Source organism: Bradyrhizobium sp. WSM1417 (assembly GCF_000515415.1).
Taxonomy (GTDB): Bacteria; Pseudomonadota; Alphaproteobacteria; order Rhizobiales; family Xanthobacteraceae; genus Bradyrhizobium.
In genome coordinates this window covers 4,735,372-4,757,276 of record NZ_KI911783.1, presented here as the reverse complement: position 1 = coordinate 4,757,276, position 21,905 = coordinate 4,735,372, and the positions used below count along the sequence as shown (strand labels likewise).

Here is a 21,905-nt window from a genome sequence, read left to right as displayed (position 1 = left end):
GACAAAACGTCTTATTATCGGCTCCGTCAACACACGGAGCCCTCCATGCCGTCCGCCGCTCGCAGCACGATCTCGGTTTCGATCTTCACCAACCGCGACGAGATCAAGGCGCAATTTCCCACGAAGTGGCTGATCTGCTCGCACTGTGAGGGCACCGCCAAAAGCAGCTCGCACCTTGGTGCGTTCACGGCTTCCGAATGGGCCGACCAGGACGACGACTTCAGAGACGATTATCTCGCCGGGCGCTATGACGTCCCATGTCAGGCTTGCGATGGCCTCGGCCGCGTGCAGCTGATCGACCGCAACGCCGTCATCGGATGGCGCCAACGTATCTTGCTCAACGCCTTCGACGCCCAGGAGCGCGACAGTCGCGCCTGCGACGCCATCCACGCCGCCGAACGTCGGATGGGTGCGTGATGCCGTCCGCCAAGCTGAAACCCACCCAGGCTGTCGCTCCCGCTATCGGCGACTACGTCGTGCGGCCCGCCTATGACGGCACTTGCGGCGCACGCGTCCAGCGCAAGACTGGCGTTCGCTACGACGACGTCACACTGATCGGCACCTATTGCGAAACCGACGAAGGCGCAAAAGCCCTCTCATCGCTTTTGAATGACGCGAAGCATCTCGCCGGTCGTTTCCATCTCATCAGCACCAGCAAGCCAACGCCCGACCACTCGCCGGAAGAATGGGTCAAGCACCTGATCGTCGCGGCAGTCGCCCGCGCGATCGACGGCCCGCGCCCGCTTCCGTTCGGCAGCGGCGAGGCTCGCGAATATGCCGAGCATCTTGCCGGCTGCGACACCACCAAGCGTCAACCAGTGCAAGGAAAGTAGCGTCATGCGTACCATTGCCCACTTCACCAATTCTGTTGCCGCGAGCGTAGCGCCTCGTGGTTTCGGCCGAAGGGCCGTCGTGCCGACCAGCCCCGGCATGACGGCCCTGGTGCTGGTCCGCCATGGCCAGACGGCCAAGGCGATCCTCGTCTCCGATTGCGGCATTGCGGCCAAGGCCGTGTGGGTGCCGAAGGCGATGGTGACGATCGAGGTGCCCTCGGAGCGCGGCATTCTGATCGCGACGATGTCCAAGAGTTTCGCTGAAGCGAAGAACCTGCATCCGCGCTTCATCGACCCAACCCTGTTCAACCAGGCCACGCGCGAGGTGCTCGATCGCGCCGTCGCGCGCGCGGCCACGAAGCGGAATTTCTACCGCGGGCATCGCAGCCCGCATGCCCGACACGACAGCCAGAACTTGTTCACCTGACCACCCGCGCGGCCGGGCGGCAGCACGTGGCGTAACGCCGCCGCCCACCTCGCGCTTCTTTCAACCGCCAGAGGACCACCGCCATGCAAATCGCCCGAACGCCGGCCCGCCACGCCGAGCGCCCTGCTAATATCATCAGTTTTGTCGGCGAGCGCGAGATCGGCTGCGTGATTGCCACGATCGCGGACCCGTTCGGCACCAGCGCGCGCTGCGCGTTGAGCCCGGATGGTCGGCACCATGCCATCGGATCGTGCGGCGACGTCGTGTGCTGCCATTGCGCGCGCATCTTTTGGGCCTGATGCACATGCAGCCCATCACCATCCATGCCCTCCCCGACGGCTCACTCTGCCTCGATGCCGTCCGGGCCCAGCGCATCGCCAAGGTCGCCGAGATGGCCTCGCGGCTGGTCGAGACCGGCGCCTTCGTTGACCACTCCGATTCCATCATGACTTTGGTCTCGTTCGGCTACTCGCCCTTCGAGGTTCACGCACTACTTGCCGATGCCCGGCAGACAGCCGCAGAGCATGTGGTGGCGATGGAGATGAGCGAGCCATGACCGACGTGGCCGGCATCGATCCCGGGCTTGACAGCGAAACGCACGCGCTTTGTCAGGACTGTCTCCGGTTGTTCGTTTGGGCGGATCTCGTGCCCTGCGAAAACGACCCGCCCGGGCTCTGCCCGGTTTGCAACGGGCAGACGTGCCACTGCGCAGGCTGCATGCGCACCGTTCGATATCTCGGCATCGGAAACTTCACAGATCCTGAAGCCGGATTGCTCCGGCCTCACCTAATCGCCTCTTGGTCCCCGGATGGTGGCGCGACGTTTCGGAGGGACGAGCCATGAGACAGATCCAGGTCGCCGATCTGACCGCCAGCGCCAACGAGATTGATACTCGGATGGGGCCCATCCCCGGCCGCTCATCCGACCGCATCGCTAATGAGCTTCGCTGGGCAGCCGACGAATTGCAGCGGGCGTTGGATATGCTCGGTGACGTTCCCGGGCAATCGTTGACCGAGCGGCTTCAGACCTACATCGGCCACCACATGGTTCTTCAGCTGAAGGCTGGCTCGCAGCCGGCACAGCAGCGGGAGGCCTCGCCAACCGACATCGCTATGTTTCTCGCCGGTGCGCTTCACAAGGTGATCGTGCACATCGATACGTTGCAGCTCGACCATTATTTTGCTGCCGTTGAATCGGGAAACCAGTTCGCACTGGTGATTGAGAATATCAATGGTGAGGTGTCCTCGACGCTAAGCGTCGCCACCGCTCACTCGATGTTTGAGAACTTCGGGCGCGAAGAGAACTGCCCGGGGCACGTAGCGCTCGCGCTCGATCCCAAGGTCTGCGCGAAGTGTGGCGTTCACATCGACAGCTTGCGGCCGCCCGAAGATCCAGAGAGCCGGCAATGAAGATCACCGCAGAAGATGGCGAACATTGCTGGCGTAGGGTGTTCCTGGTCTCGCCTGAGATATGGATCGATGGCGTCCAGCTGCATTCCGTGATCGAGGCCGATGACGAAGCTGGATACGTCGTCCAGCCGCAATTCGACGAGGAAGGCCGCTTCGTTGTCGTCGACGGCGAAATCAAGACCCTGCGTCGTAACGGCAAGGTCAGCTTCGAACGCGGGCAACGGCGGAGCTTGATCGATGCCGATTAGCCGCCCGCAACGCGTTTCCCGCCCCGAGCCGCCAGGCTCGCTGCTCAAGCGCATCACCGCGGCCGCACCGCGGCGCGTGGAGGCAGAACCGAAAGGAGGTGACCCAAAGTACCTCGCTGAGGTGCGGCAGCTGCCGTGCCTTTACTGCGGGGTTGAACCGTGCGGCGAGGCAGCTCACGTCAAATATTCCTGTGCCGCCTTCGGCATGAAGAACATGCTCGGCAAGCGTGTTTCCGACGATCGCGCATTGCCGCTGTGCCGCGACGACCACCTGAACGCGAAGCACGCCCAGCACCGCGGCGGCGAAGAAGCGTTCTGGGCGCAGCTCGGGATCAACCCCTATCGGGTGACCACGCGGCTCTACGCCCAGCGCGGCGATCTGGTCGCGATGCGGGCCGTCGTGATGGTTGCGATCGCGGAGCGGAGCAAACAGCAATGAGCGGCGTCAGCATCATCATGGCCGGCGTGCTGATGCGCGACCTGCAAGCCCGCGGCATCCGGCAGGTCGAGCTCGGCGACTGCGAGGCCATGGTCGCCCGCATGCTCGATTGCACCAGCGTCATCGAACGCCGCATCAGCGACGACGACGCCCCGCCGCGGCGCTGCGCCACGAATGAGGTCGACCTCGACGGCAGCTGCATGGCCTGCGGCGCTATCCAGGGCGAGGGCTGCCAAGCGCTTAGAGTGGAGGCTGACCGATGATCTCCGATACACTCCACGATGCCGCCGAAGAAATCCGGCAGTATCTCAAAGAATTGCCCGACGCCTACGCCGACACGGCGCCGTTGATCGTCGACCTTTTGGCGAAGATGGATGCCGTCCGGACACTGCTAGACCTGCCGCCCGACGAGCCTCGCCAATGACCCTTTCACCAGGTGAACGCCGCCGGCGAGCATGGGCCCTTACGGTGCGCAGCCCCGATCAGTCGCGCCCTCCTCCGACCCCGGCGGTGCCTCGGAAGAGCAGATCGTTGGTCTATTTCGTACGCGCCGGTGAATTCATCAAAATCGGCAGCGCAGCCGATGTGCGCCAACGACTGATCAACGTGCAGACCGGCTGCCCTTTCACTCTCGAGCCCTTGCTGGTGTTGCGAGGCGGCGCCGCCCGCGAACGGCAACTTCACTCCCGATTCAGGGCCGGTCACATCAGGGGGGACTGGTTTCGCCTGACCGACGATTTGCTCGCCTTCATCGCGGACAATCGCACCCACTGTGTCATGGATCGTGGAGCAGGGGCATGACCCGCCCGGATAACTCCGATCGCCCCTACCCCAACCGTGGACTTCGACGCGAGGACGCCGCCGCCTGGGTTGGATTCAAACCATCGACGTTCGACAAGCTTATCGCCGAAGGCCTGATGCCGCGCGGTAAACTTGTGCATGGCTGTCGCATATGGGACCGCTATGAGCTTGACAGGGCTTTCGAAAGCCTGCCGGATGAAAGCGCGCCCTCGCCCGCCAGCGACGCCCCCCTCCAGCCTCAAGCCGGCGGCTGGGCCAAGGTGAACTAAGCTCCATGCCCGAGATCCTGCCGCGCTACGTCCACCACGACCCGGACCGGCACGGCAACGACCGGCTTTACTTCATCAAGTGGAATCCCGACACGAAGAAGCTGCGCAAAAGACGGCTGCGCGAAGCGGTCGGTTCGGCGGAGTTCTTCGAGGAATACGCCGCGGCACTCGCCGATCGGCCCTACGCCAAGGCCGTGCTGGCATCGACAAAGGCCGCTCCGCCGGCGCAAGTGAAGGTCAACACGCTGCGCTGGCTGTGCGCCAAGTACATGCGCGAGAGCCTCGAATTTCGCGGCTATGACATCGAGACCCAGAAGAACCGCCGCCGAATCCTCGCGGCCCTGTGTCGGGAGCCCGCAAGCGAGGACGATCCCGAAGACGTCGGCGAGCTCGGCTGCGATATTCCACAGGACAAGATCGAACTACTGGTGAATCGGAAGGCACTGACGTCGATCGACGCCGCCAACGCCAGGCTCAAGGCGATCCGGAAGATGTCGGAATGGGCAGTCAAGCAGACGCCGCCCCTGATCCAGGTCAACCGCGCGAAGGCGATCGACCTGTTGAAGCGGCCCAGATCGACCGGCCATCACACATGGTCAATCCCGGAGATCGAGATCTACGTCGAGCGACATCCGCCCGGCACCAAGGCTCATCTGGCCCTGATGCTGTTCCTGCTGCTAGGGCAACGCATCTCCGATGTCGCCAAGTTCGGCCGGCAGCATATCCGCCTGCCCCGGCACATCGCGCCCAAGCTGCGCAAGATCCACCCTGGACGCTGGCTCGCCTTCCGCCAGCACAAAAACCGGAACCGTGCCCCGGTCGACCTGGTGATCCCGATCCTGCCGCAGCTCGAGACGGTCCTCGGCGAAGCCAAGGATGCCGGCGTGCTCGGCGCGATGACCTTCCTCGAAACGGCCCACGGCAAGCCGCACACGACCAAGGGGCTTGGCAACTGGTTCTGTGACCGATGTGTGGAGGCCGGCGTTCCCGGACGCGCCCACGGGCTCCGCAAGGCCGGCGCGACGATGTCGGCGGAGAACGGCGCGACGCCGCATCAGCTCATGGCGATCTTCGGATGGAAGACTCTCGCCCAAGCGGAGCTTTACACCAAGGCCGTGCAGCAGCAGTTGATGGCCGGCGGCGCGATGAGCCTGCTGGTGTTCACGCCGGGCGGACAGGACGACGATGACGATTAAAACGGTGAGAAAATCAGGCGAAAAAGCTAAGCAACTAATAGTTTGCGGAATAGCGCAATTTGGCAACTTCATGCTGCGCGGAGAACAGTAGCCGGACAAAGGTGGCCGAACTCGGCCTTAGCCGCGCGAATTAACCATTCGTATTTTGAGGGCAGTGCAGCTCGTTCGCCAGCTCGGCTCTGAGTTCGTCCTCCAGATCTGGATATGCTTCGCCGTCGGGCCATGGGGAAACTCTTTCGCGAGCTGGCGACAGTGCGCCAGCTTCCGTTCAATTGCCGAAATATCCCAGATCTTTCCATGAATATCAAAGTCTTGCGGCGATTAGGGTCCCGCGTCTGAGCCGGACCTCGCCCCGCATCAGCGACGTGATCAGCAGAGCGGCATTAAGCAAACTGCCAAGATCGGACCAGCGCCCCGCCAAGCTCGCGTCCTAAAAGCCGCGAATCAACTACCAAATTTTCCCGATTCCAGTTTGCTTATGTATTAAAGATCTATATAAGTTTCAATTCGTAAATAAATTTTAATCAGCGTAGGAGTTTTAACATGAATATTATTCGCTCGGCAGTTGCGAGCGGGATTATGGTCGCAACAATGGCGTTTGCTGGAATTGCCAGCGCCGTTCCAGTCGTGAACACGACCGGAGACCTGTCCGTCAGCATCGGTCAGAATAATTCGGCTGATGAAGCCAAAATCTATCTGGACAAGCTGACCGGGAAGACGATCACAGGTCACGTGGGCAGCCAGTCTGGAACGCCCCTCGTATCTTTCGTCAGCGACATCATCGTCGATGCCAAAAACGGCTTCGCTTCCATTGACGCGACCGGAAGCGGCAGAACTCTGGCGCCCTATCACGATCTGCTCATCACCATTGCGGCAGGCTTCACCTTCACCGATCTGGTGTTCGATATCCTGAGCCCCAATCCATTCACGATCACGGCCTCCAATGGCGGTTTTTCGACCCTGAGCAACCTGCCAAATGGAAACACCGAATTTACCGCGCTGGCAATCAACGGCACCAACCTGACTTCGATTGCATTGCACTCCACTCTTGGCTTCGAACAGATCAAACAGTTTGAACTGTCCGGTGTGATGGCAATTACTGCCGTTCCCGAGCCGACTACATGGGCCATGATGCTGCTTGGCTTCGCCGGCGTGGGCTTCGTTGCCTATCGTCGTCGCTCGTCGGCCGCGTTCCGACTGGTCTAATCGCGGGTAATATTTTCCCGGAGAAAGGCCGCCCTTTGGGCGGCCTTTTGTCCATCCGCGCCTTGCATCGCATCAGAATTCGCGGGGGGCGATCATTGTGATAATAGATTTGGAAGGCATTGATCTCGAAGAGATGGAGTCGCTACATACTAGAATCCATCAGAAGCTCACTGAAATGCTGGAAGCAAAGCTCCTACTCATTGAGAGGCGCCTTGCTCTGCTCTCCTCACGCCGGCATCACAACAATAACGCGGCGCGAGGCGCACCGACATCCATGTCTGACTCCATCAGCCCGTAGACGTAGAGGGTAATTGCATCGGACGCCTCAGCGACCATTGCCAATGTCCCTTGCCGCCGGCCCGTGCGCAGCAGCTCATGGCCGGCGGCGCTATGAGCCTGCTGGTGTTCACGCCAGGCGGGCAAGACGACAGCAACGATGATTAAAGTGGTGAGAAAATCAACGGTTGGAAGTCATTGAAAACGCGTGGAACGATCTTTTTTCTCACCTGCATTTCATCCCATTGAAAATGCTTAAAGATGGCGACCCTGCCGGGATCGCCAATTTCAGTCTCATCCGTTCATTGTGAGCCCAATCTACGACGCGCACCCGCACGGTCCGCTGTCCTTCACGAACGCGTGGGCCGCCTCGTTCCGGGCTTTGATCCAGACAAACGAACCCTATCTATGCGCCGAGCGACGTGCGCCCGATAAGGATTTCGATGCCACTATCCGACTTGACGAGAATGGCGATCGCATCTGCGGTCGCGATTGTGGCAATATCGTTCCTGGCAGTTGACGCGGGAGTCGTGAACTCCGGCGTCATCACCAAGCCCATCGCGACGGCGCGGGCCTCCATCGCCGACGTAGCAGCGAGTCAGCATCAACTCGCCTTCGCCGTTCAGGCGTGGGCGCGTCGCGGCCAGCAGAAGCCGGCCGTGGAAGAATGCCTGGCGATCGATTGAAACAGCGCACTCGCCGCTCTCGTCCGGCGGATATATCCGCAACGTAGCAATCATGTCTGTTACAGGCCGTTATTCCCCCGGATGAAGATCGTCCAAATCCAGCCGAACAGTGCGCTCAAGGCGGCGACCGATGCGGCGATTGCCGCGGTCCGAGTCCACCAGATCTGCCGCTCGTGCCGTTCGATATCCGCCTCGGATTTTTGATTATCTTTCCAGTTCAGCCATTCCTGGGCGAATCCGATCGTCATGACGGGCGCGGTTCCGATCGCAATCGCTCCTGCGGATGCCGCGTCGGTCTGGGCTAGGCGCGCTCGGACGTTGGCTGCACCCGTCTTTTCAAGCACCGCAAGCCATTGCTGGGACTGTTCGTCTGACACATGCCACGTGCATTCCCTGTAAGGAAACGCTTTCGGTCGCTCTGTCATGGCCTTGCACCGTACTCACCCTTCAGTGTCGCCCTGATGTCGCGCCCACCACTCGGCAATCGCCGCCGCAAGATCATTCCACAACCCGGTCGGCAGATCCGGCACCGCCACGCGGACGCTGTACCGATCAGTCGTCGCGTCGTGAAACCACTCGGTCGCCGCGAAATCAAAACCAAAACTGCCGGCGTGGCGAATGGGGAAGCCTTTGCCGCCGAAGTCGCGGCTCATGTCTTCGGCGGCTTGCCGCGCGGTCGCCTCATCGAGGGCGCGCCTGCCGCGAAGCGTGACATAGAGGCCGTGGGTGAAATGCAACTCGGCCGAGAGCGAAGCCAGCTCGGAGGCGAAATACCGCGCCGTGTGGCGACCGTTGCGCAGGATCGCCGCGACGCGCCTTTTCGTCAGGGCCCAATAGGCCGCCGAGCCCACGAATGGCGGAAAGTGCGCCGGCAGCGCCGCGCCACCGAGAAGCCGGACGGCATTGCGGGTTTCCGCCGCCAGGCTTTCAGACAGCAGCTGGCCTGCCTTGAGGTCCTTCCGGCTCCAATGCACGAAGACGGCAGAGCCGAGCCGGCCGTATTCCACCCCGAGCGAATCCAGCTTGTTGTGGCTTCGCACCAACACGACGGGAATGTCCCATCGCGCCGCCCATCCCAGGACGCGCCCGATGCGCCCCGACCTGCCGGCGAAACATGTCGTGTCGAAAATCAGCAGATCGAGCCCCGAACCGTCGCAACGCAGAGCCGCTTCGAACGCCCCGGCAGGGGCGCATGAATCCAGCAGGAGAAGCCGCGGCGAGGCCGCCGCAGCGAACGCTTCGCCCAGCGGCAGCCTGGCGGTCACAAGCCGTAAACGGGGAACGAGGCTCTCGATCAGCTCCAATGTCTCGCCGTAGGTGCCCGGCAGCACCACGATATCTGCCTTGCCGATGATTCGTGCGGACGCGAGCAGCAGCGCGGAAATCGCGGCCATGCCGGAGGCGGTATAGATCACCTCGCTCCTGCAGCCCCGCGCGAGCTCATAAAACGAGGGACCGCGCACCTTGAGGTCCGCGCGCTGATAATCGTAGCTGAATACGAACGGACCGCTGGAGGGAGACGCCGCGTGCGACCAGGCGGTCTCCGTCGCCTTCCAGTCCTGCAGCGCATGCTCCGCGCGTAGCGCGGCCGCGAGCTGAAATTTGCACTCCACCACCTCGTCGACCGATTGCGGCCGAGCCAAATGCAGCGGGCTCCTCAGGCAATCGTTCAGCAGCCCGATTTCCCTGTGCTTTCGTTCGAGATAGGCCTCGGAGGTCTCCATGCGAATCTTGATGAGGGTGGTGTTGGCAATTGCGACTGACTTTCAACGTTCGGCGAACGCATTGGCTCCAACAGTCGGTCTCGCTCATCCTTGCAACGAAGACCGGTCCTCGCCGTTGACACGGCACAAGGAGAACATCATGAGCGATATCAGAGAGCACATGAAGATCATCGGCAAGGACGGCGCACCTGTCGGCACCGTCGACCGCGTCGAAGGCAACCGCATCAAGCTGACGCGGAAGGACAGCCCGGAAGGTCACAAGGACCATCATCATTACATCGACGCGAAATATGTGGGTGCCGTCGAAGGCGATGTCGTCAAGCTTTCGGTCAATGCCGACGCGGTGCCGAAGTCGGAAGCTGCCTGAGCCAGCAAGTCCCTTCGGGGACTTTTTGTTTGTTCACGGTCCTGCTCCGCTTCGTTCCCTGAAACGAATCGCGATCGGAAATTTGTCATCCGAACAAGTCTTAACGTCACGTTTCGGCAGCTCGCGTCAGGCGTCGAGCGTCACGAGCACGGGCCGTAGCCGATAGGCGTCGATTGCGGCGTTGGACAGCAGCAATCGTCGCCGTTCGCCACCTCGCATCATGCGGTCGATCCTGTTCAGGATGAAACGGGCCGCGTCCCTCCGCTCGCCGGTAAGCTGGCCGGATTGGTCGAGATATTTCCAGGCAATCTCGAAGGACTCTGCGCGCAACTCGGGATCGGTCATGGCAGCTCAACGCCGGGTGGGAACCGACGTTCCATCGGTGCAGCGCCCCTCACTCCGGTTGGCCTTCATGGTCGCGCGCGAAAAGAATGGAGGAGACGCGGAACGAACCTGCGATCAGCGTGTTCGAGATTCAGTGGTGCCGATTTGCCAGCCCCGATCGGCTCTCGAGAACCCCGTGCTTGTCCCCCCGAGCACGGGGTTTTTCTGTGAATACCTGTTCTCTCGTACGAGCGTGGGCCTAGTCCGTCCGCTCTTCGCGCCGGTCGCGGGCGAGTTGATGCCAGGCCAGGGCCAGCTCGATGAGACGCTGCCGGTCGGGACCTTCGGCCGCCACGGCGCGCTTCATCGCCGCCTCGGCTTCATGCTGTGGATCGTACTTGGTACACATGAACGCAATTCTAGCCGGACGATCTGGACAAGCGCGTGGCAATTTCGTCCGTATGATTGCGGGGTTAACGCCTCCCCACACGGATTTGCAACGCGATCCAACTCACCAAACTGTCGAACGATCGGCAACCATTGTCGGCTTGATGAGCACCGATCTGTGAAGTGCGTCACAGCCGACACCCGGCGCCTCCGCTAAACAATGCTCAGCGCTCTCAGGGAGCGAGAAGGCATGGGAGGTATTCCCGTCATGACACAAGAAGCTGCAGCCGAAATTGCCGTCCCGACGCGGCGCGAACGCTCCGACCCGCTCGGCATCGCATATCTTGCGACGATCGGCATCGTGATGCTGGCCTGGATCGCAGGCCTGGTCTGGGCTGCGATCGCGTTCTTCAGCTGGCTGGTGTCCTGACGCGCGGGGCGATGGCCCTTCAATCAATTCCCGGCCAGCTGACGGCCAGCCCAAAACGAAAAGAGGCGGACTTTTCGCCCGCCTCTTCGCTTCAGCTCTCGCCTGGAGTGCTCAGTAGCACGCCCGGGGGTCGGCCTGCACATACTGGCCGCTCGGATAGCGGTAGTAGCAGTTGCCTTGGGCCAGATAGTAGCCGGGGCGCGAAGCGGCCGTCGCGCCGGCGATCGCTCCGGTGGCACCGCCGATCACAGCGCCTGCGGCCGCACCCGAGGCGTTGCCCGAGATCAGGCCGCCCAGCACGCCGCCGACAATAGCGCCGCCAAGCGCGCTCGCACCGGGGTCGGCCGGCGGCGGAGGCGGCGGCGGTTCGTAGGCGGCGGGCGGGGCATAGGCCACGGGCACGTCGTCGTAATAATCCTCCGAGATGTAAGCCGGGGGCCCCTCCATCCGCCGCGGATAATAATACCGCGCGCCGCCCACATCCCACCACCAGCCGGAGCGGCCGTTGTGGACTTCGCGGCGCCAGCGTCCGCCATCCCAGGCGAGATGGCCGCGATAGGCGTGTCCGCCCCAATCGCGCGCCGGCGCCGGACCCCTGGCGTAATTGCGTCCCGGCGGCGGACCGCCGGCATTGCGCGGCGCAGGACCTGGACTCGCGAGAGCAGGATTTGGACCCGGACCTGCATGACCAGGACCGCCGGCGTAGGGCTGGACGCCGGCCTGTGGCGCGGGCCGGGCAGCCTGCTGCGGCGGCGGCCCCTTTCGCATGTTCTGAGGCGGCGCGCCGGCGCCTGGCCCGGCCGATGGCTGGGCGGCGTCCCTCGGCGGTCTGGCGTCCTGAGCCTGTGCCGGGACGGCGAGCAATGACATCGCCGAAACCAAGGGAATGATGATCTGGATGCGACTGGACGCACTCATGCGTGCTTGCCCCCTACTCTCTCGATTGCCGTCAATAACCGTGATGCTTGGCGCGATAGACGATTCGGCTCGCGCTGAGCTGATGCCGGCTGACATGACTGACCTGCTTTGGTCGGCCAAGTCCCGTTACAAATGATTAAGATCACGACATTTTTTCGTCCGCGCGGACCGTGCTGGAGTGCTGCTAGCGGGCCGGCTCGATCACATTGCAGTTGGTTCGTCCGGACATCAGGCAGTCCTGCATCTTGCTGGCCGAGGTGAGATCGCGGGCGAGCCACCAGCCGACGCCGAGGATCACGATCGCGATGATCAAGCCGGCGATAGCGCCGCGGCGGTTGTCACCGGATTGAGGTTTTGGAGGGGATCTGGGCTTCGCGCCCGGTTCGGGCCGAGCTTCGGACTTGGCTGCTTTGGATTTGGCTGCTTCGGACTTGGCTGCTTCGGACTTGGACATGGCTGGCCGATCACGGGGGCGAGCGGGCTTTATCACCTCTGCGGCGTGGCGTCACATCCCGCTCGGGCTTCTCTCGGTTAGCCTCGGGTCGGCCGCATCGCTTCCTTGCGCGAGGTTTCGGCCGCTGGGATCGCCTGCTGGACCCGCGGGGCGCAGGTCGTGAGCACAAACGCGGTCTGGGTGCATTCCCAATCTGTGCCTAGGACGGCACTTTCGATCGGCTGCGGACGGGCGAGGAGCAGCGTGGCGCCGGCCAGGGCTGCCACCACAACGGCGATTGCGAGCGCCTTCAGGCTCAGTCGTGAGATCGTCATACCCGTGCTCCGCGTCTCATACCGGGGCGGACGCTAGGCACCGCCCTGGTGCCCCCTTATGAGGGACATCACAATTCGGCAGTTTTTCGGGGCTACGAGAGATCGTCGGGGGCGGCGATTTTCGTCTACCTGATCGGCTGCGATTATAGGTGGCATCACGGCGCGCGCCGATGTACACGCATCTGCGTCGCGCGGCGCCCGCTATGCCCAGCCGACGTACCAACAGGCAGTGATGTAGGATCGAAAGCGAGGATGACAAGGTTCGCCGATGAGTGGATTTAGGGAACCAGGCTTCTCCGACCGACAAAAGGCGGCACAGGAAGCACGCAAAAACCTTTTGAACAAATTCAAGTCGCAGCCGGGGCCGGATGATCCCGCGGTTGTGGCGAAGCGTGCGGAGCGCGAGGCCCTTGCGGCCAAGCGCGCCGAGGCGAAGGCTGCGCGCGAGACGGAAAAGGCCGAGCAGAAGCGCCTTCAAGAAGAGGCTGCCGCGCTCGAGGCCGCGCGGATCGCCCGCGAAGCCGAAGAAGCCGTCGCGAAGGCGGCCGAAGCCGAGGCCGATCAAAAGGCCAAGCGAGACGCCCGCTACGCCGCCCGCAAGGCGAAGCGCAAGTAACGCTCGCAAGTCTAACGCTCGCAAGTCACGTTCAATTGAATTTGGGCTGAAACAATATCCGGGGGCGGTCTACGTGACCGCCCCCAGATTTTTGGCGCGCGTCTGCCTGTCGCAAGCGCCTCCTCGACGATGGAAGATCAGTGCTTCTTCATCATCCCGTCGTCTTTCTTCATCCCGTCCTTCGACATCGTATCCTTCTTCATGCCGTCGTCCTTGGACATGGCGTCCTTCTTCATGCCGTCCTTGGACATCGTGTCCTTTTTCATCATGCCGTCATCCTTGCCCATCTTGTCTTGGGCAAAGGCGGCCGGCGACAGCGCGAGGCCGAGCGAGAGAACGGCCGCTGAAACGCCGAGCGCGATGCGGGTACGAATGGTCATGACTGGTCTTCCCTTCGAGATGAGGTTTGTCAGCGACGGACGCCGCTATCTGATCTCGACGGATTGCCACGGGGCGTTGTTACGCGGCCGCCGATAAATTTCTGCGCGCCGCCGCCGTCCTTTGTTCGGCGGATGGAGAAATCGGGGGTGTGCAACGCAGCATGGCCGACACTTGCCGCGGCATTCAGTCTCGAACTATCAGATGAGAGAACATTGTCCGAAAGACCGGCTAGGATGGGCCTCAGCACGGTCTCGAAGACCAACCCAAAATCACGGCAAACAAGACCCCTCCAAAGAACCGTCCAAAAAACCGCCCAAGAAACCATCCAAGGGAATCACGCCATGCTTACGCGCCGCCACCTGATCGCGACCGCCGTCGCCGCACCCGCCATTCTCCGTTTCGGCACCGGCACCGCGCATGCCGCGACCACGCTGAAGATCTCGCATCAATTCCCCGGCGGCACCGTCGACAAGGGCGATTTCCGTGACCGGCTCTGCCGCATGTTCGCCGCCGAAGTCGCCAAGCGCAGCAACGGCGACATCGCCGCCGAAATCTATCCGAACTCCTCGCTGATCAAGACCAACGCGCAGTTCTCCGCGATGCGCAAGGGCGCGCTCGACATCAGCCTCTACCCGATGCCCTACGCCGGCGGCGAATTGCCGGAAACCAATATCGGCCTGATGCCGGGCCTTGTCACCACCTACGACCAGGGCATGCGCTGGAAGAAGGAGCCGGTCGGCAAGGCCTTGACCGACTTCCTCGCCGACAAGGGCATCATCCTGCTCAGCTGGGTGTGGCAGGCCGGCGGCGTCGCCAGCCGCTCCAAGCCGATCGTGGCCCCCGAAGATGCCAAGGGTCTCAAGGTGCGCGGCGGCTCGCGCGAGATGGACATGGTGCTGCAGACCGCCGGCGCCTCGGTGCTGTCGGTGCCCTCGAATGAAATCTACGCAGCGATGCAGACGGGTGCTTGCGATGCCGGCATCACCTCCTCGACCAGCCTGATCTCGTTCCGCCTCGAAGAGGTCGCGAAATCGCTGACCTCGGGCGCAGGCGCGTCCTACTGGTTCATGCTCGAGCCGCTGATGATGTCGAAGGCGATCTTCGACAAGCTGCCGAAGAACCAGCAGGACGTCCTGCTCGCGGTCGGCACCGAGCTCGAAGCCTTCGGCCGCAAGGGCGCGCAGGACGACGACGTCGAGGTTGCCAAGGTCTACGAGAAGGCCGGCGCCAAGGTCTCGGCGCTCGATGCCGCGACCGTCGGCAAGTGGCGTGACATCGCCCGCGACACCGCCTGGAAGGACTACGGCGCCAAGACCGCGACCTCGGCCAACCTGCTCAAGCTCGCGACCGACGTCGCCGCATGAGCCACGGTCCGCTTCCGGATCGTGACGACCAGGCCAACGCTGCCGCAAGGACCGGCCTTGCGGCGGCGATCGATCGCGGTCTCGCCATCCTCAACAACATCATCGTCGTGTTCGCAGCGATTGCGCTGATCGCGGCCTGCGCCATCCTGAGCTACAGCGTGCTCAGCCGGGCCTTGTTCAAGGCCGCCAATTACTGGCAGGACGAGGCGGCGGTGTTCCTGCTGGTCGGCGCCACCTTCATGACCGCCGCCTACGTGCAGCAGAACCGCGGTCATATCGGCATCGAGGCCTTCGTCGGCCTGCTCTCGCCGCTGGCGAACCGGATCAGACTCTGGCTGGTCGACGCCGTGACGCTTCTGTTCTGCGCTTTCTTCGCCTGGAAGTCCTGGACGCTGGCGCATGAAGCCTATGTCGACGGCCAGGTCTCGAACTCGATGTGGTCGCCGCCGCTGGCGATCCCCTATTCGCTGATGGCGTTCGGCATGAGCCTGCTCTGCGTCCAGATCCTCGTGCAGCTTGCGCTGCCTTTCGCTGGAGCCAGGCGTTCATGAGCGTTTTCGGTATCGGCCTCGCGTACGGAATCGCGACGCTGGTCGTGATGTTTTCGGGCATGCCGATTGCGTTCGCGCTCGGCGCGGTCGCGGTCGTGTTCATGGGCATCTACATGCCCGCCGCCTCTCTCGATACCGTCACGCAGAACGTCTACGAGGAAATGGCCTCGATCACGCTGCTGTCGATCCCGCTCTTCATCCTGAAGGGCGCCGCGATCGGCAAGTCGCGCGCGGGCCAGGATCTCTACTCGGCCCTGCACGCCTGGCTGCACCGCGTCCCCGGCGGCCTCGGCGTCGCCAATGTGTTCGCCTGCGCGCTGTTTGCGGCGATGGCGGGCTCCTCGCCCGCGACGTGCTCGGCAATCGGCTCGGCCGGCATCCCCGAGATGCGCAAGCGCGGCTATTCCGGCGGCTTTGCCGCCGGCATCATCGCCGCCGGCGGCACGCTCGGCATTCTGCTCCCGCCGTCGATCACCATGATCCTGTTTGCGGTCGCCGCCGAAAAATCGCTGGGACGGCTGTTCCTCGCCGGCATCGGGCCCGGCCTGCTGCTGGTCTCGCTGTTTGGCGTCTACGCCGTGATCCGCTTCCGCCAGGAATATGCCGCCGCCGAAGCGATCTACAAGAACGGCGGCCCCGAGGCTGCGATCCTCGCCCGCGACGAGTACACGCTCGCGGAACGCTTCAGCGTGCTGCCGCGCGTGATCCCCTTCGTGCTGCTGCTCACCGGCGTCATGATCGCGCTCTATGGCGGCTACGCCACGCCGTCGGAGACCGCCGGCCTCGGCGGCCTCCTGGCGCTGGCATTGATCGCGGCGATCTACAGCGTGTGGCGGCCGAGCGACCTCGCCCCGATCCTGAAGTCGACGATCCGGGAATCGACCATGCTGATGATGATCATCGGCATGTCGCTGCTCTATTCCTACGTGATGAGCTATCTGCACATTTCGCAATCGGCTGCCGAATCCGTCGTGGCGATGCATCTGCCGCGCTGGGGCCTCTTGTTCGCGATTCTCGTCATGGTCGTCGTGCTCGGCTTCTTCCTGCCACCGGTCTCGATCATTCTCATGACCGCGCCGATCATCCTGCCGCCCCTTCGCGCCGCCAATTTCGACATCATCTGGTTCGGCGTCGTCATGACCATCGTGATGGAGATGGGGCTGATCCATCCACCCGTCGGGCTCAACATCTTCGTCATCCGCAACGTCGCGCCGGACATTCCCCTGCGGGAGGTGATCTGGGGCACGTTGCCGTTCGTGCTGCTGATGATGCTCGCCGTGCTGCTGCTGTGCTTCGTGCCAGGGATCTCGACCGGGCTGCCGGACCTGGTGATGGGCCCGGACGGGAGCAGGTGAAACTCGCGTAGGGTCAATGCGGTCAGAAAAGCGGTGGGTTACGCTTAGCTAACCCACCCTACGATTTCTCTTTGCGCCGCGACCGCGGTGCGATCGCCACCACCTGCAGCAGATCCTTGCGCACCGCCTCGATGTGACGCTCCAAAAACCGGCAGGCCTCCTCGACCTTCTGCGCGCGACAGAGCGCGATCAGATGGGCGTGCTCCTTCTCCGCCGTGCCCATCGCCTTGGTGTTGGAGAGCTGCAGGCGCGTGTAGCGGTCGCTGGTCTGGAGCAGTGACAGCACGATCGCCCGGGTGCGGGGCTGCGGGGCATGGACATAGAGCGCCATGTGGAAGTCGGCGTTCAGCTGTCCCCATTCGCTGACGTTGCGGGCCTTGATCGCCTTCTCGAAGCTTTTGTGGATGTCGTCCAGCCCGGCGAAATCCTCCATTGTGAATCGGGGAGCCGAGTGCGCCAGAAGCCGCGGCTCCAGGATCCGGCGCAGGTCGAAGACGTCATTGATCTCGTCCAGCGATAGCTCGGAGACGATGGCGCCCTTCTGCGGAACGATCCGCACTAGGCCTTCCGCTTCGAGCTGAAACAGCGCCTCGCGCACCGGGATACGGCTGACGCCATAGGCCTCGCCAAGCGCATCCTGGCGCAGTTGCGATCCGGCCGGATAGGTCCCGTCGAGGATTGCCTGCCGGAGCTGGTCGACGATCGCAGCCGACAGAGTGCGATGCTTCAGAGGCACTTTCATCCGATCTTCCGTCCCTCTCCGACTCGGCCGGCCGGAACGGTCCCTGTTTTGCATGTTGAGGTCATCGCGTCCCCGCAAAAAGCGCGTGCACGCCTTCGACGCAATCCGCGATTCCATTTGACAGCCAAAATGTATAAATTATACATTAAGCCATCGCACGATAAATCTCGCGGGCAATGGGGCCTCTTCATGATCGAGCAGACGATGCCGGCCACGCGCGCGCTCAGCTTTCGACGCATGGTCGTCCGCGCCTCCTGCGCCCTGCTCGCCGTCGAGCGGATCGCATTGATGGGCCTGATGTACCTGCTCACCGTCCTGATCCTGGTCAACGTCGTCACCCGCTACTCGCATTTCCCGATCTACTGGATCGACGAGTCCGCGGTCTATTGCGTGGTCTGGCTGACATTCGTCGGCGCCTCCGCGATGACGCGGCTGCGGCTCGATTTCGCGGTGACGATGCTGACGGAACGTCTTTCGCTCCGCGCCCAGAAGATCGCGAAGGTGATCTCGACCGGCCTCGTCGTGGTGTTCGGCCTCGCCCTGATCGTCACCTGCGTGCTTTGGATGGACCCGATTGGCCTCGCCCGCGCCGGCTTCGACGGGCGCAAGCTCGCGGCCCAGACCTTCAACTTCCTCTACACGGAGCATACCCAGACGCTGAACTGGCCGACCTGGGTGCTCTATCTGACGCTGCCGATCTTCGCGGTGTCGATGACCGTGCACGGTCTCGCCAATCTGCTGGAAGATCTCGAACTGGTCCCGCGTACGCCGCCGAAGGGCTTTGCGCTCTCCGAGCTCGACGGGGTCAACTGATGATCACGTCAGCAGCCTTCCTCGCGATCATGCTGGTCGGCGTGCCGATCGGCCTCTGCCTGTGCCTTGCGGGCTTGGTCTACATCGCGGCGTCCGGCAATCCGGTGCTGTTCCAGTCCTATCCGCTGCAGCTGTTCGGCGGCGTCGACAGCTACGGCCTGATCGCCATCCCGCTCTTCATCCTGATCGGCGAGATCATGAACGGCGGCGGCATCACGCGGCGCATCGTCGACATGGCAATGGCCTTCGTCGGCTCGCTCAAGGGCGGGCTCGCCTACGTCAACATCCTCGCCAACATGTTCATCTCCTCGATCCTGGGATCGGCGACCGCACAGGTCGCGATCATGGCCCAGATCATGGTCCCGGAGATGGAGAAGAAGGGCTACGACAAGACGTTTGCGGCGGGGCTGACCGCCTATGGCGGCATGCTCGGCCCGATCATCCCGCCATCGGTGATGTTCGTGGTCTACAGCGTGCTCGCACAGGTCTCGGTCAGCGACATGCTGATCGCCGGCATCGTGCCCGGCGTCATCCTCACCGTCATGTTCTGCGTCGTCATCGCGCTGATGGGATATGTCTACAATTATCCGCGCGCGGACTATCAGACGCCGCGCCAGCGCGTGGCGACGATCCTGCGGACCTCGCCCACCCTGCTGATCCCGATCGTCATCGTCGGCACCATCCTCGGCGGCCTCGCCAACGCGACGGAATCCGCTGCCGTCGGCGCCGTTGCCGCAGCCCTGGTCGGAAAGTTCTGGACCAGGGAGTTCGAGTTCTCGCAGCTGCCGCAGATGATGCTGCGCAGCGCGATCTATTCGGCGATCGTGTTGTTCCTGGTGGCCGCCGCGGCCGTGTTCTCCTGGGTGCTGATCTTCGGCAAGGTGCCGCAGGAAACCGCCGCCTGGATCCAGACGGCCGCCAAGGACCCGATCAGCTTCATGCTGATCTGCAACGTGATCCTGCTCGTGATCGGCACGGTGATCGACGGCATTCCCGGTCTGATCATGACGGTGCCGATCCTGCTGCCGGTCGCAACCGAGGTCTATCACATCGATCCCCGGCATTTCGGCGTCGTGGTGGTGATCAACCTCGTGCTTGGCCTGTTGTCGCCGCCGGTCGGGCTCTGCTTCTTCGTCGCGGCCGCCGTCACCGGCGCCAAGCCCGGCAAGATGTTCATGGTGACGCTGCCGTTCTTCGTCATCTCCTGCGTCCTGCTGGTGCTGCTCTCGCTCTATCCGTCACTCTCGCTGATCCTCATCAAATAGGCCCGTCCAAAAGGAAGCCCGACCATGCCGCTTTCTCGCCGCCGCTTTCTCGCAGCCAGCGCCGCCGCATCGGTGTTTGCGCCGTCGTTGGCGCTCGCCCAGGCCAAGGAATTCCGCCTCGGCCTGATCACGCCGAACGGCCATTCGTGGAACAAGGCTGCGCTCAAGTTCGGCGAAGACCTGAAAGCCGCCACCAACGGCCGCCTGACCCTGACCGTGTTCCACTCCGGCCAGCTCGGCAACGAGCCCGCAATGATGCAGCAATTGCAGTCCGGCGCGCTCGACATGGGCTTCATCCAGGCCGCGGAGCTCGGATCGCGTGTGCCGCACATCGCAGCGATCAACGCGCCCTACATCGTCCGTTCAACGCCCGCGGTCGCGAAATTCGTGCGGCATCCGGCGGCCATTAAACTGTTCGAGGTACTGCCGCAGGAGACCGGCACGATCGGGCTCGGCTGGGGCATCACCGGCATGCGCGCGGTATTCTCCTCCAAGGACCTGAATTCGCTCGCCGACATCAAGGGCATGAAGCTACGCATCAATCCGACGCCGGTTTATCGCGACTTCTATTCCTCGCTGGGCGCGGCACCAACACCGATCCCGACGCCGCAGGTGTTCGACGCGATGGCCAATGGCCAGGTCGACGGCCTCGAGGCCGATCTCGAATTCTCCTGGAACCAGCGCTTCGACAAGGTGTCGAAGGTGATCCTGCAGATGAACGCCGTCTTCATGCCGATGGCCGCAGTGGTCTCGGGCCGGGTCTGGCAGTCGCTCCCCGCCGCCGACCGCGAGCTGATCGCCAAGACCGTCAAGTCGACGCTGGACGCGCAGATCGACGAGTTGGCCTCCAACGAGCCCGCGCTGATCGAGAATTTCCGCAACGCCCCGATCCCGATCCGCCAGGTGCCGGCCGGCGATACCGAAGCTGTCATTGCCGAGTTCGACAAGATCTGGCTGCCGAAGGCACCCGTCCTCGCCGAGCTGCGCAAGGTCAGCGCCACGCTCTGATCCCACCCGCCATCCCCTTCAAAACACCCGGCGGATCCAGCCCCCCGCCGGCAAAATCCACTCGGAGTAAAGCCATGAGCCGCCGTGTTTCCTGGGAAGGCGTCTTCCCGGCCGTCACCACGCAATTCCACGACGATCTCTCGCTCGACATCGATGCGACCGCAAAGGTGATGGACGAGCTGATCCGTGATGGCGTCTCCGGCCTGATCGTCTGCGGCTCGGTCGGCGAGAACACCTCGCTGGAGCGCAAGGAGAAGGTCGCGATCATGGAGACGGCGAAGTCCGTCGCGGCCGGCCGCGTGCCCGTGCTGTGCGGCATCGCCGAATTCACCACGGCCTTCGCCGTTGAAACTGCGAAGGAGGCCGCGCGCGTCGGCATCGACGGCGTGATGGTAATGCCGGCCCTGGTCTATTCGTCCAAGCCGCACGAGACCGCCGCGCATTTCCGTGCCGTCGCCACAGCGACAGACCTGCCGGTGATGCTCTACAACAATCCGCCGATCTACAAGAACGACGTCACTCCCGACATCCTGGCCACGCTCGCCGACGTCGAGACCGTGGTCTGCTTCAAGGATTCCTCCGGAGATACTCGGCGCTTCATCGACACCAGGAACATGGTCGGCGATCGCTTCGTGCTGTTCGCCGGCCTCGACGACGTCATCGTCGAGAGCATCGCCATGGGCGCCGTGGGGTGGGTCTCCGGCATGTCCAACGCCTTCCCGCGCGAAGGCGAGACGCTGTTTCGCCTGGCCAAGGCGGGGCGCTTTGCCGAGGCGATGCCGCTCTACGAATGGTTCATGCCGCTGCTGCATCTCGACGCGCGTCCGGACCTCGTCCAGTGCATCAAGCTGTGCGAGCACATCATGGGTCGCGGCACCGCGCTGACGCGCCCGCCCCGCCTCGCGCTGCTGCCGCAGGAGAAGGCCGAGGTCGAGGCGATGATGGCCAAGGCTCTCAAGAGCCGGCCGCGCCTGCCGGATGTGGGCCTGAAGGCAGCCTGATCCTGCAAAAGGTCTCCCAGCCGTCATTGCGAGGAGCCCTTGCGACGACGCAATCCAGACTTTTCCCGTGGAGGGACTCTGGATTGCTTCGCTGCGCTCGC

The 21,905-nt window shown here is 63.1% G+C and carries 34 protein-coding genes; 25 read left to right on the top strand and 9 right to left on the bottom strand.

Annotated elements, in window-relative coordinates; genetic code table 11:
• The first annotated feature begins 45 nt into the window (after positions 1-45).
• The 15 genes from BRA1417_RS41790 to BRA1417_RS0122925 all read left to right on the top strand — a co-directional run bounded on the left by BRA1417_RS41790 (position 46) and on the right by BRA1417_RS0122925 (position 7,790).
• Positions 46-417, top strand: a complete 372-nt coding sequence (locus BRA1417_RS41790; RefSeq protein WP_051448365.1) for a hypothetical protein — start codon at positions 46-48, stop codon at positions 415-417.
• Complete coding sequence (locus tag BRA1417_RS0123000) at positions 417-833, top strand: hypothetical protein (RefSeq protein ID WP_027517831.1); 417 nt, start codon at positions 417-419, stop codon at positions 831-833. The genes BRA1417_RS41790 and BRA1417_RS0123000 overlap by 1 nt, the downstream gene beginning before the upstream one ends.
• A 4-nt stretch (positions 834-837) precedes the next feature.
• Positions 838-1,260 carry a hypothetical protein gene (locus tag BRA1417_RS0122995; RefSeq protein ID WP_156948866.1) on the top strand — a complete coding sequence of 141 codons (423 nt, stop codon included), beginning with the start codon at positions 838-840 and terminating at the stop codon, positions 1,258-1,260.
• 83 nt (positions 1,261-1,343) lie between these two features.
• Positions 1,344-1,559 carry a hypothetical protein gene (locus BRA1417_RS0122990; protein WP_027517829.1) on the top strand — a complete coding sequence of 72 codons (216 nt, stop codon included), beginning with the start codon at positions 1,344-1,346 and terminating at the stop codon, positions 1,557-1,559.
• 5 nt (positions 1,560-1,564) lie between these two features.
• Positions 1,565-1,816 (top strand): hypothetical protein, encoded by a 252-nt coding sequence (locus BRA1417_RS0122985; RefSeq protein WP_027517828.1) that lies wholly within the window; start codon positions 1,565-1,567, stop codon positions 1,814-1,816.
• Positions 1,817-2,099: 283 nt separating this feature from the next.
• Positions 2,100-2,669: a hypothetical protein gene (locus tag BRA1417_RS0122980; protein ID WP_027517827.1), complete on the top strand. Its 570-nt coding sequence runs from the start codon at positions 2,100-2,102 to the stop codon at positions 2,667-2,669.
• The gene (locus BRA1417_RS0122975) at positions 2,666-2,917 is read left to right on the top strand and encodes a hypothetical protein (protein WP_027517826.1); all 252 of its coding nucleotides are present in this window, start codon (positions 2,666-2,668) and stop codon (positions 2,915-2,917) included. Before BRA1417_RS0122980 ends, BRA1417_RS0122975 begins: the two co-directional genes overlap by 4 nt.
• A complete protein-coding gene (locus BRA1417_RS44165; RefSeq protein ID WP_156948865.1) occupies positions 2,907-3,356 on the top strand; it encodes a hypothetical protein in 450 nt (149 codons plus the stop codon). The genes BRA1417_RS0122975 and BRA1417_RS44165 overlap by 11 nt, the downstream gene beginning before the upstream one ends.
• Positions 3,353-3,619: a hypothetical protein gene (locus BRA1417_RS0122965; RefSeq protein ID WP_027517824.1), complete on the top strand. Its 267-nt coding sequence runs from the start codon at positions 3,353-3,355 to the stop codon at positions 3,617-3,619. The genes BRA1417_RS44165 and BRA1417_RS0122965 overlap by 4 nt, the downstream gene beginning before the upstream one ends.
• Positions 3,616-3,780: a hypothetical protein gene (locus BRA1417_RS44160; protein WP_156948864.1), complete on the top strand. Its 165-nt coding sequence runs from the start codon at positions 3,616-3,618 to the stop codon at positions 3,778-3,780. Before BRA1417_RS0122965 ends, BRA1417_RS44160 begins: the two co-directional genes overlap by 4 nt.
• Before the next feature lie 107 nt (positions 3,781-3,887).
• Positions 3,888-4,157, top strand: a complete 270-nt coding sequence (locus BRA1417_RS0122955) for a GIY-YIG nuclease family protein (RefSeq protein ID WP_027517823.1) — start codon at positions 3,888-3,890, stop codon at positions 4,155-4,157.
• Positions 4,154-4,426, top strand: a complete 273-nt coding sequence (locus tag BRA1417_RS40705) for an AlpA family transcriptional regulator (protein ID WP_063628392.1) — start codon at positions 4,154-4,156, stop codon at positions 4,424-4,426. The genes BRA1417_RS0122955 and BRA1417_RS40705 overlap by 4 nt, the downstream gene beginning before the upstream one ends.
• A 5-nt stretch (positions 4,427-4,431) precedes the next feature.
• Positions 4,432-5,622, top strand: a complete 1,191-nt coding sequence (locus BRA1417_RS40700) for a tyrosine-type recombinase/integrase (RefSeq protein WP_051448364.1) — start codon at positions 4,432-4,434, stop codon at positions 5,620-5,622.
• Between the two features lie 543 nt (positions 5,623-6,165).
• The gene (locus tag BRA1417_RS0122940; RefSeq protein WP_084462277.1) at positions 6,166-6,828 is read left to right on the top strand and encodes a PEPxxWA-CTERM sorting domain-containing protein; all 663 of its coding nucleotides are present in this window, start codon (positions 6,166-6,168) and stop codon (positions 6,826-6,828) included.
• 719 nt (positions 6,829-7,547) lie between these two features.
• Positions 7,548-7,790 (top strand): hypothetical protein, encoded by a 243-nt coding sequence (locus BRA1417_RS0122925; protein WP_027517821.1) that lies wholly within the window; start codon positions 7,548-7,550, stop codon positions 7,788-7,790.
• 59 nt (positions 7,791-7,849) lie between these two features.
• On the opposite strand, the gene BRA1417_RS0122920 is transcribed toward BRA1417_RS0122925, so the two are convergent.
• A complete protein-coding gene (locus tag BRA1417_RS0122920; RefSeq protein ID WP_007610194.1) occupies positions 7,850-8,215 on the bottom strand; it encodes a hypothetical protein in 366 nt (121 codons plus the stop codon).
• Between the two features lie 15 nt (positions 8,216-8,230).
• On the bottom strand, positions 8,231-9,514 hold the full coding sequence (locus BRA1417_RS0122915) for a hypothetical protein (RefSeq protein ID WP_027517820.1): 1,284 nt from the start codon (positions 9,512-9,514) through the stop codon (positions 8,231-8,233).
• 139 nt (positions 9,515-9,653) lie between these two features.
• Between BRA1417_RS0122915 and BRA1417_RS0122910 the strand changes: the two genes are divergently transcribed.
• Complete coding sequence (locus BRA1417_RS0122910; RefSeq protein WP_027517819.1) at positions 9,654-9,881, top strand: DUF2171 domain-containing protein; 228 nt, start codon at positions 9,654-9,656, stop codon at positions 9,879-9,881.
• 126 nt (positions 9,882-10,007) lie between these two features.
• Here BRA1417_RS0122910 and BRA1417_RS0122905 read toward each other — a convergent pair whose 3' ends face one another.
• Both BRA1417_RS0122905 and BRA1417_RS44925 read right to left on the bottom strand, forming a co-directional pair.
• Positions 10,008-10,226 carry a hypothetical protein gene (locus BRA1417_RS0122905; RefSeq protein WP_027517818.1) on the bottom strand — a complete coding sequence of 73 codons (219 nt, stop codon included), beginning with the start codon at positions 10,224-10,226 and terminating at the stop codon, positions 10,008-10,010.
• A 238-nt stretch (positions 10,227-10,464) separates the two neighbouring features.
• Entirely contained in the window at positions 10,465-10,614 is a 150-nt protein-coding gene (locus BRA1417_RS44925; RefSeq protein WP_197031201.1) for a hypothetical protein, read from the bottom strand.
• Positions 10,615-10,860: 246 nt separating this feature from the next.
• Here BRA1417_RS44925 and BRA1417_RS44920 point away from each other — a divergent pair, with 246 nt between their 5' ends.
• Positions 10,861-11,022 carry a hypothetical protein gene (locus tag BRA1417_RS44920; RefSeq protein ID WP_007610185.1) on the top strand — a complete coding sequence of 54 codons (162 nt, stop codon included), beginning with the start codon at positions 10,861-10,863 and terminating at the stop codon, positions 11,020-11,022.
• Between the two features lie 111 nt (positions 11,023-11,133).
• On the opposite strand, the gene BRA1417_RS0122890 is transcribed toward BRA1417_RS44920, so the two are convergent.
• The 3 genes from BRA1417_RS0122890 to BRA1417_RS0122880 all read right to left on the bottom strand — a co-directional run bounded on the left by BRA1417_RS0122890 (position 11,134) and on the right by BRA1417_RS0122880 (position 12,708).
• Positions 11,134-11,940 (bottom strand): hypothetical protein, encoded by an 807-nt coding sequence (locus tag BRA1417_RS0122890; RefSeq protein WP_027517817.1) that lies wholly within the window; start codon positions 11,938-11,940, stop codon positions 11,134-11,136.
• Positions 11,941-12,124: 184 nt separating this feature from the next.
• Entirely contained in the window at positions 12,125-12,394 is a 270-nt protein-coding gene (locus BRA1417_RS0122885) for a hypothetical protein (RefSeq protein WP_027517816.1), read from the bottom strand.
• A gap of 77 nt (positions 12,395-12,471) precedes the next feature.
• Complete coding sequence (locus tag BRA1417_RS0122880) at positions 12,472-12,708, bottom strand: hypothetical protein (protein ID WP_027517815.1); 237 nt, start codon at positions 12,706-12,708, stop codon at positions 12,472-12,474.
• 268 nt (positions 12,709-12,976) lie between these two features.
• Between BRA1417_RS0122880 and BRA1417_RS0122875 the strand changes: the two genes are divergently transcribed.
• On the top strand, positions 12,977-13,324 hold the full coding sequence (locus tag BRA1417_RS0122875; protein ID WP_007591299.1) for a DUF6481 family protein: 348 nt from the start codon (positions 12,977-12,979) through the stop codon (positions 13,322-13,324).
• Between the two features lie 137 nt (positions 13,325-13,461).
• Here the strand turns inward: BRA1417_RS0122875 and BRA1417_RS0122870 are convergent, their stop codons facing one another.
• Entirely contained in the window at positions 13,462-13,704 is a 243-nt protein-coding gene (locus tag BRA1417_RS0122870; RefSeq protein ID WP_027517814.1) for a pentapeptide MXKDX repeat protein, read from the bottom strand.
• Positions 13,705-14,046: 342 nt separating this feature from the next.
• Here BRA1417_RS0122870 and dctP point away from each other — a divergent pair, with 342 nt between their 5' ends.
• The 3 genes from dctP to BRA1417_RS0122855 are packed head-to-tail and all read left to right on the top strand — an operon-like array spanning position 14,047 to position 16,975.
• The gene (gene dctP / locus BRA1417_RS0122865; RefSeq protein WP_027517813.1) at positions 14,047-15,069 is read left to right on the top strand and encodes a TRAP transporter substrate-binding protein DctP; all 1,023 of its coding nucleotides are present in this window, start codon (positions 14,047-14,049) and stop codon (positions 15,067-15,069) included.
• Entirely contained in the window at positions 15,066-15,620 is a 555-nt protein-coding gene (locus BRA1417_RS0122860; protein WP_027517812.1) for a TRAP transporter small permease, read from the top strand. The genes dctP and BRA1417_RS0122860 overlap by 4 nt, the downstream gene beginning before the upstream one ends.
• Positions 15,617-16,975, top strand: a complete 1,359-nt coding sequence (locus BRA1417_RS0122855) for a TRAP transporter large permease (RefSeq protein ID WP_027517811.1) — start codon at positions 15,617-15,619, stop codon at positions 16,973-16,975. Before BRA1417_RS0122860 ends, BRA1417_RS0122855 begins: the two co-directional genes overlap by 4 nt.
• 58 nt (positions 16,976-17,033) lie before the next feature.
• Here BRA1417_RS0122855 and BRA1417_RS0122850 read toward each other — a convergent pair whose 3' ends face one another.
• Positions 17,034-17,717, bottom strand: a complete 684-nt coding sequence (locus BRA1417_RS0122850) for a GntR family transcriptional regulator (protein ID WP_027517810.1) — start codon at positions 17,715-17,717, stop codon at positions 17,034-17,036.
• A gap of 204 nt (positions 17,718-17,921) precedes the next feature.
• Here BRA1417_RS0122850 and BRA1417_RS0122845 point away from each other — a divergent pair, with 204 nt between their 5' ends.
• From BRA1417_RS0122845 to BRA1417_RS0122830, 4 genes are all read left to right on the top strand, one after another.
• On the top strand, positions 17,922-18,530 hold the full coding sequence (locus BRA1417_RS0122845; protein WP_027517809.1) for a TRAP transporter small permease: 609 nt from the start codon (positions 17,922-17,924) through the stop codon (positions 18,528-18,530).
• A complete protein-coding gene (locus tag BRA1417_RS0122840) occupies positions 18,530-19,795 on the top strand; it encodes a TRAP transporter large permease (RefSeq protein ID WP_027517808.1) in 1,266 nt (421 codons plus the stop codon). Before BRA1417_RS0122845 ends, BRA1417_RS0122840 begins: the two co-directional genes overlap by 1 nt.
• Before the next feature lie 24 nt (positions 19,796-19,819).
• Entirely contained in the window at positions 19,820-20,803 is a 984-nt protein-coding gene (locus tag BRA1417_RS0122835; RefSeq protein ID WP_027517807.1) for a TRAP transporter substrate-binding protein, read from the top strand.
• A 74-nt stretch (positions 20,804-20,877) separates the two neighbouring features.
• A complete protein-coding gene (locus BRA1417_RS0122830) occupies positions 20,878-21,804 on the top strand; it encodes a dihydrodipicolinate synthase family protein (protein ID WP_027517806.1) in 927 nt (308 codons plus the stop codon).
• Positions 21,805-21,905 lie beyond the last annotated feature (101 nt).

Excerpts from the sequence above, each read along its gene's own strand:
- BRA1417_RS41790 (WP_051448365.1), top strand. The coding sequence starts at position 46 with ATGCCGTCCGCCGCTCGCAGCACGATCTCGGTTTCGATCTTCACCAAC.
- BRA1417_RS0123000 (WP_027517831.1), top strand. The coding sequence starts at position 417 with ATGCCGTCCGCCAAGCTGAAACCCACCCAGGCTGTCGCTCCCGCTATC.
- BRA1417_RS0122995 (WP_156948866.1), top strand. The coding sequence starts at position 838 with ATGCGTACCATTGCCCACTTCACCAATTCTGTTGCCGCGAGCGTAGCG.
- BRA1417_RS0122990 (WP_027517829.1), top strand. The coding sequence starts at position 1,344 with ATGCAAATCGCCCGAACGCCGGCCCGCCACGCCGAGCGCCCTGCTAAT.
- BRA1417_RS0122985 (WP_027517828.1), top strand. The coding sequence starts at position 1,565 with ATGCAGCCCATCACCATCCATGCCCTCCCCGACGGCTCACTCTGCCTC.
- BRA1417_RS0122980 (WP_027517827.1), top strand. The coding sequence starts at position 2,100 with ATGAGACAGATCCAGGTCGCCGATCTGACCGCCAGCGCCAACGAGATT.
- BRA1417_RS0122975 (WP_027517826.1), top strand. The coding sequence starts at position 2,666 with ATGAAGATCACCGCAGAAGATGGCGAACATTGCTGGCGTAGGGTGTTC.
- BRA1417_RS44165 (WP_156948865.1), top strand. The coding sequence starts at position 2,907 with ATGCCGATTAGCCGCCCGCAACGCGTTTCCCGCCCCGAGCCGCCAGGC.
- BRA1417_RS0122965 (WP_027517824.1), top strand. The coding sequence starts at position 3,353 with ATGAGCGGCGTCAGCATCATCATGGCCGGCGTGCTGATGCGCGACCTG.
- BRA1417_RS44160 (WP_156948864.1), top strand. The coding sequence starts at position 3,616 with ATGATCTCCGATACACTCCACGATGCCGCCGAAGAAATCCGGCAGTAT.
- BRA1417_RS40705 (WP_063628392.1), top strand. The coding sequence starts at position 4,154 with ATGACCCGCCCGGATAACTCCGATCGCCCCTACCCCAACCGTGGACTT.
- BRA1417_RS40700 (WP_051448364.1), top strand. The coding sequence starts at position 4,432 with ATGCCCGAGATCCTGCCGCGCTACGTCCACCACGACCCGGACCGGCAC.
- BRA1417_RS0122940 (WP_084462277.1), top strand. The coding sequence starts at position 6,166 with ATGAATATTATTCGCTCGGCAGTTGCGAGCGGGATTATGGTCGCAACA.
- BRA1417_RS0122925 (WP_027517821.1), top strand. The coding sequence starts at position 7,548 with ATGCCACTATCCGACTTGACGAGAATGGCGATCGCATCTGCGGTCGCG.
- BRA1417_RS0122920 (WP_007610194.1), bottom strand. The coding sequence starts at position 8,215 with ATGACAGAGCGACCGAAAGCGTTTCCTTACAGGGAATGCACGTGGCAT.
- BRA1417_RS0122915 (WP_027517820.1), bottom strand. The coding sequence starts at position 9,514 with ATGGAGACCTCCGAGGCCTATCTCGAACGAAAGCACAGGGAAATCGGG.
- BRA1417_RS0122910 (WP_027517819.1), top strand. The coding sequence starts at position 9,654 with ATGAGCGATATCAGAGAGCACATGAAGATCATCGGCAAGGACGGCGCA.
- BRA1417_RS0122905 (WP_027517818.1), bottom strand. The coding sequence starts at position 10,226 with ATGACCGATCCCGAGTTGCGCGCAGAGTCCTTCGAGATTGCCTGGAAA.
- BRA1417_RS44925 (WP_197031201.1), bottom strand. The coding sequence starts at position 10,614 with ATGTGTACCAAGTACGATCCACAGCATGAAGCCGAGGCGGCGATGAAG.
- BRA1417_RS44920 (WP_007610185.1), top strand. The coding sequence starts at position 10,861 with ATGACACAAGAAGCTGCAGCCGAAATTGCCGTCCCGACGCGGCGCGAA.
- BRA1417_RS0122890 (WP_027517817.1), bottom strand. The coding sequence starts at position 11,940 with ATGAGTGCGTCCAGTCGCATCCAGATCATCATTCCCTTGGTTTCGGCG.
- BRA1417_RS0122885 (WP_027517816.1), bottom strand. The coding sequence starts at position 12,394 with ATGTCCAAGTCCGAAGCAGCCAAGTCCGAAGCAGCCAAATCCAAAGCA.
- BRA1417_RS0122880 (WP_027517815.1), bottom strand. The coding sequence starts at position 12,708 with ATGACGATCTCACGACTGAGCCTGAAGGCGCTCGCAATCGCCGTTGTG.
- BRA1417_RS0122875 (WP_007591299.1), top strand. The coding sequence starts at position 12,977 with ATGAGTGGATTTAGGGAACCAGGCTTCTCCGACCGACAAAAGGCGGCA.
- BRA1417_RS0122870 (WP_027517814.1), bottom strand. The coding sequence starts at position 13,704 with ATGACCATTCGTACCCGCATCGCGCTCGGCGTTTCAGCGGCCGTTCTC.
- dctP (WP_027517813.1), top strand. The coding sequence starts at position 14,047 with ATGCTTACGCGCCGCCACCTGATCGCGACCGCCGTCGCCGCACCCGCC.
- BRA1417_RS0122860 (WP_027517812.1), top strand. The coding sequence starts at position 15,066 with ATGAGCCACGGTCCGCTTCCGGATCGTGACGACCAGGCCAACGCTGCC.
- BRA1417_RS0122855 (WP_027517811.1), top strand. The coding sequence starts at position 15,617 with ATGAGCGTTTTCGGTATCGGCCTCGCGTACGGAATCGCGACGCTGGTC.
- BRA1417_RS0122850 (WP_027517810.1), bottom strand. The coding sequence starts at position 17,717 with ATGAAAGTGCCTCTGAAGCATCGCACTCTGTCGGCTGCGATCGTCGAC.
- BRA1417_RS0122845 (WP_027517809.1), top strand. The coding sequence starts at position 17,922 with ATGCCGGCCACGCGCGCGCTCAGCTTTCGACGCATGGTCGTCCGCGCC.
- BRA1417_RS0122840 (WP_027517808.1), top strand. The coding sequence starts at position 18,530 with ATGATCACGTCAGCAGCCTTCCTCGCGATCATGCTGGTCGGCGTGCCG.
- BRA1417_RS0122835 (WP_027517807.1), top strand. The coding sequence starts at position 19,820 with ATGCCGCTTTCTCGCCGCCGCTTTCTCGCAGCCAGCGCCGCCGCATCG.
- BRA1417_RS0122830 (WP_027517806.1), top strand. The coding sequence starts at position 20,878 with ATGAGCCGCCGTGTTTCCTGGGAAGGCGTCTTCCCGGCCGTCACCACG.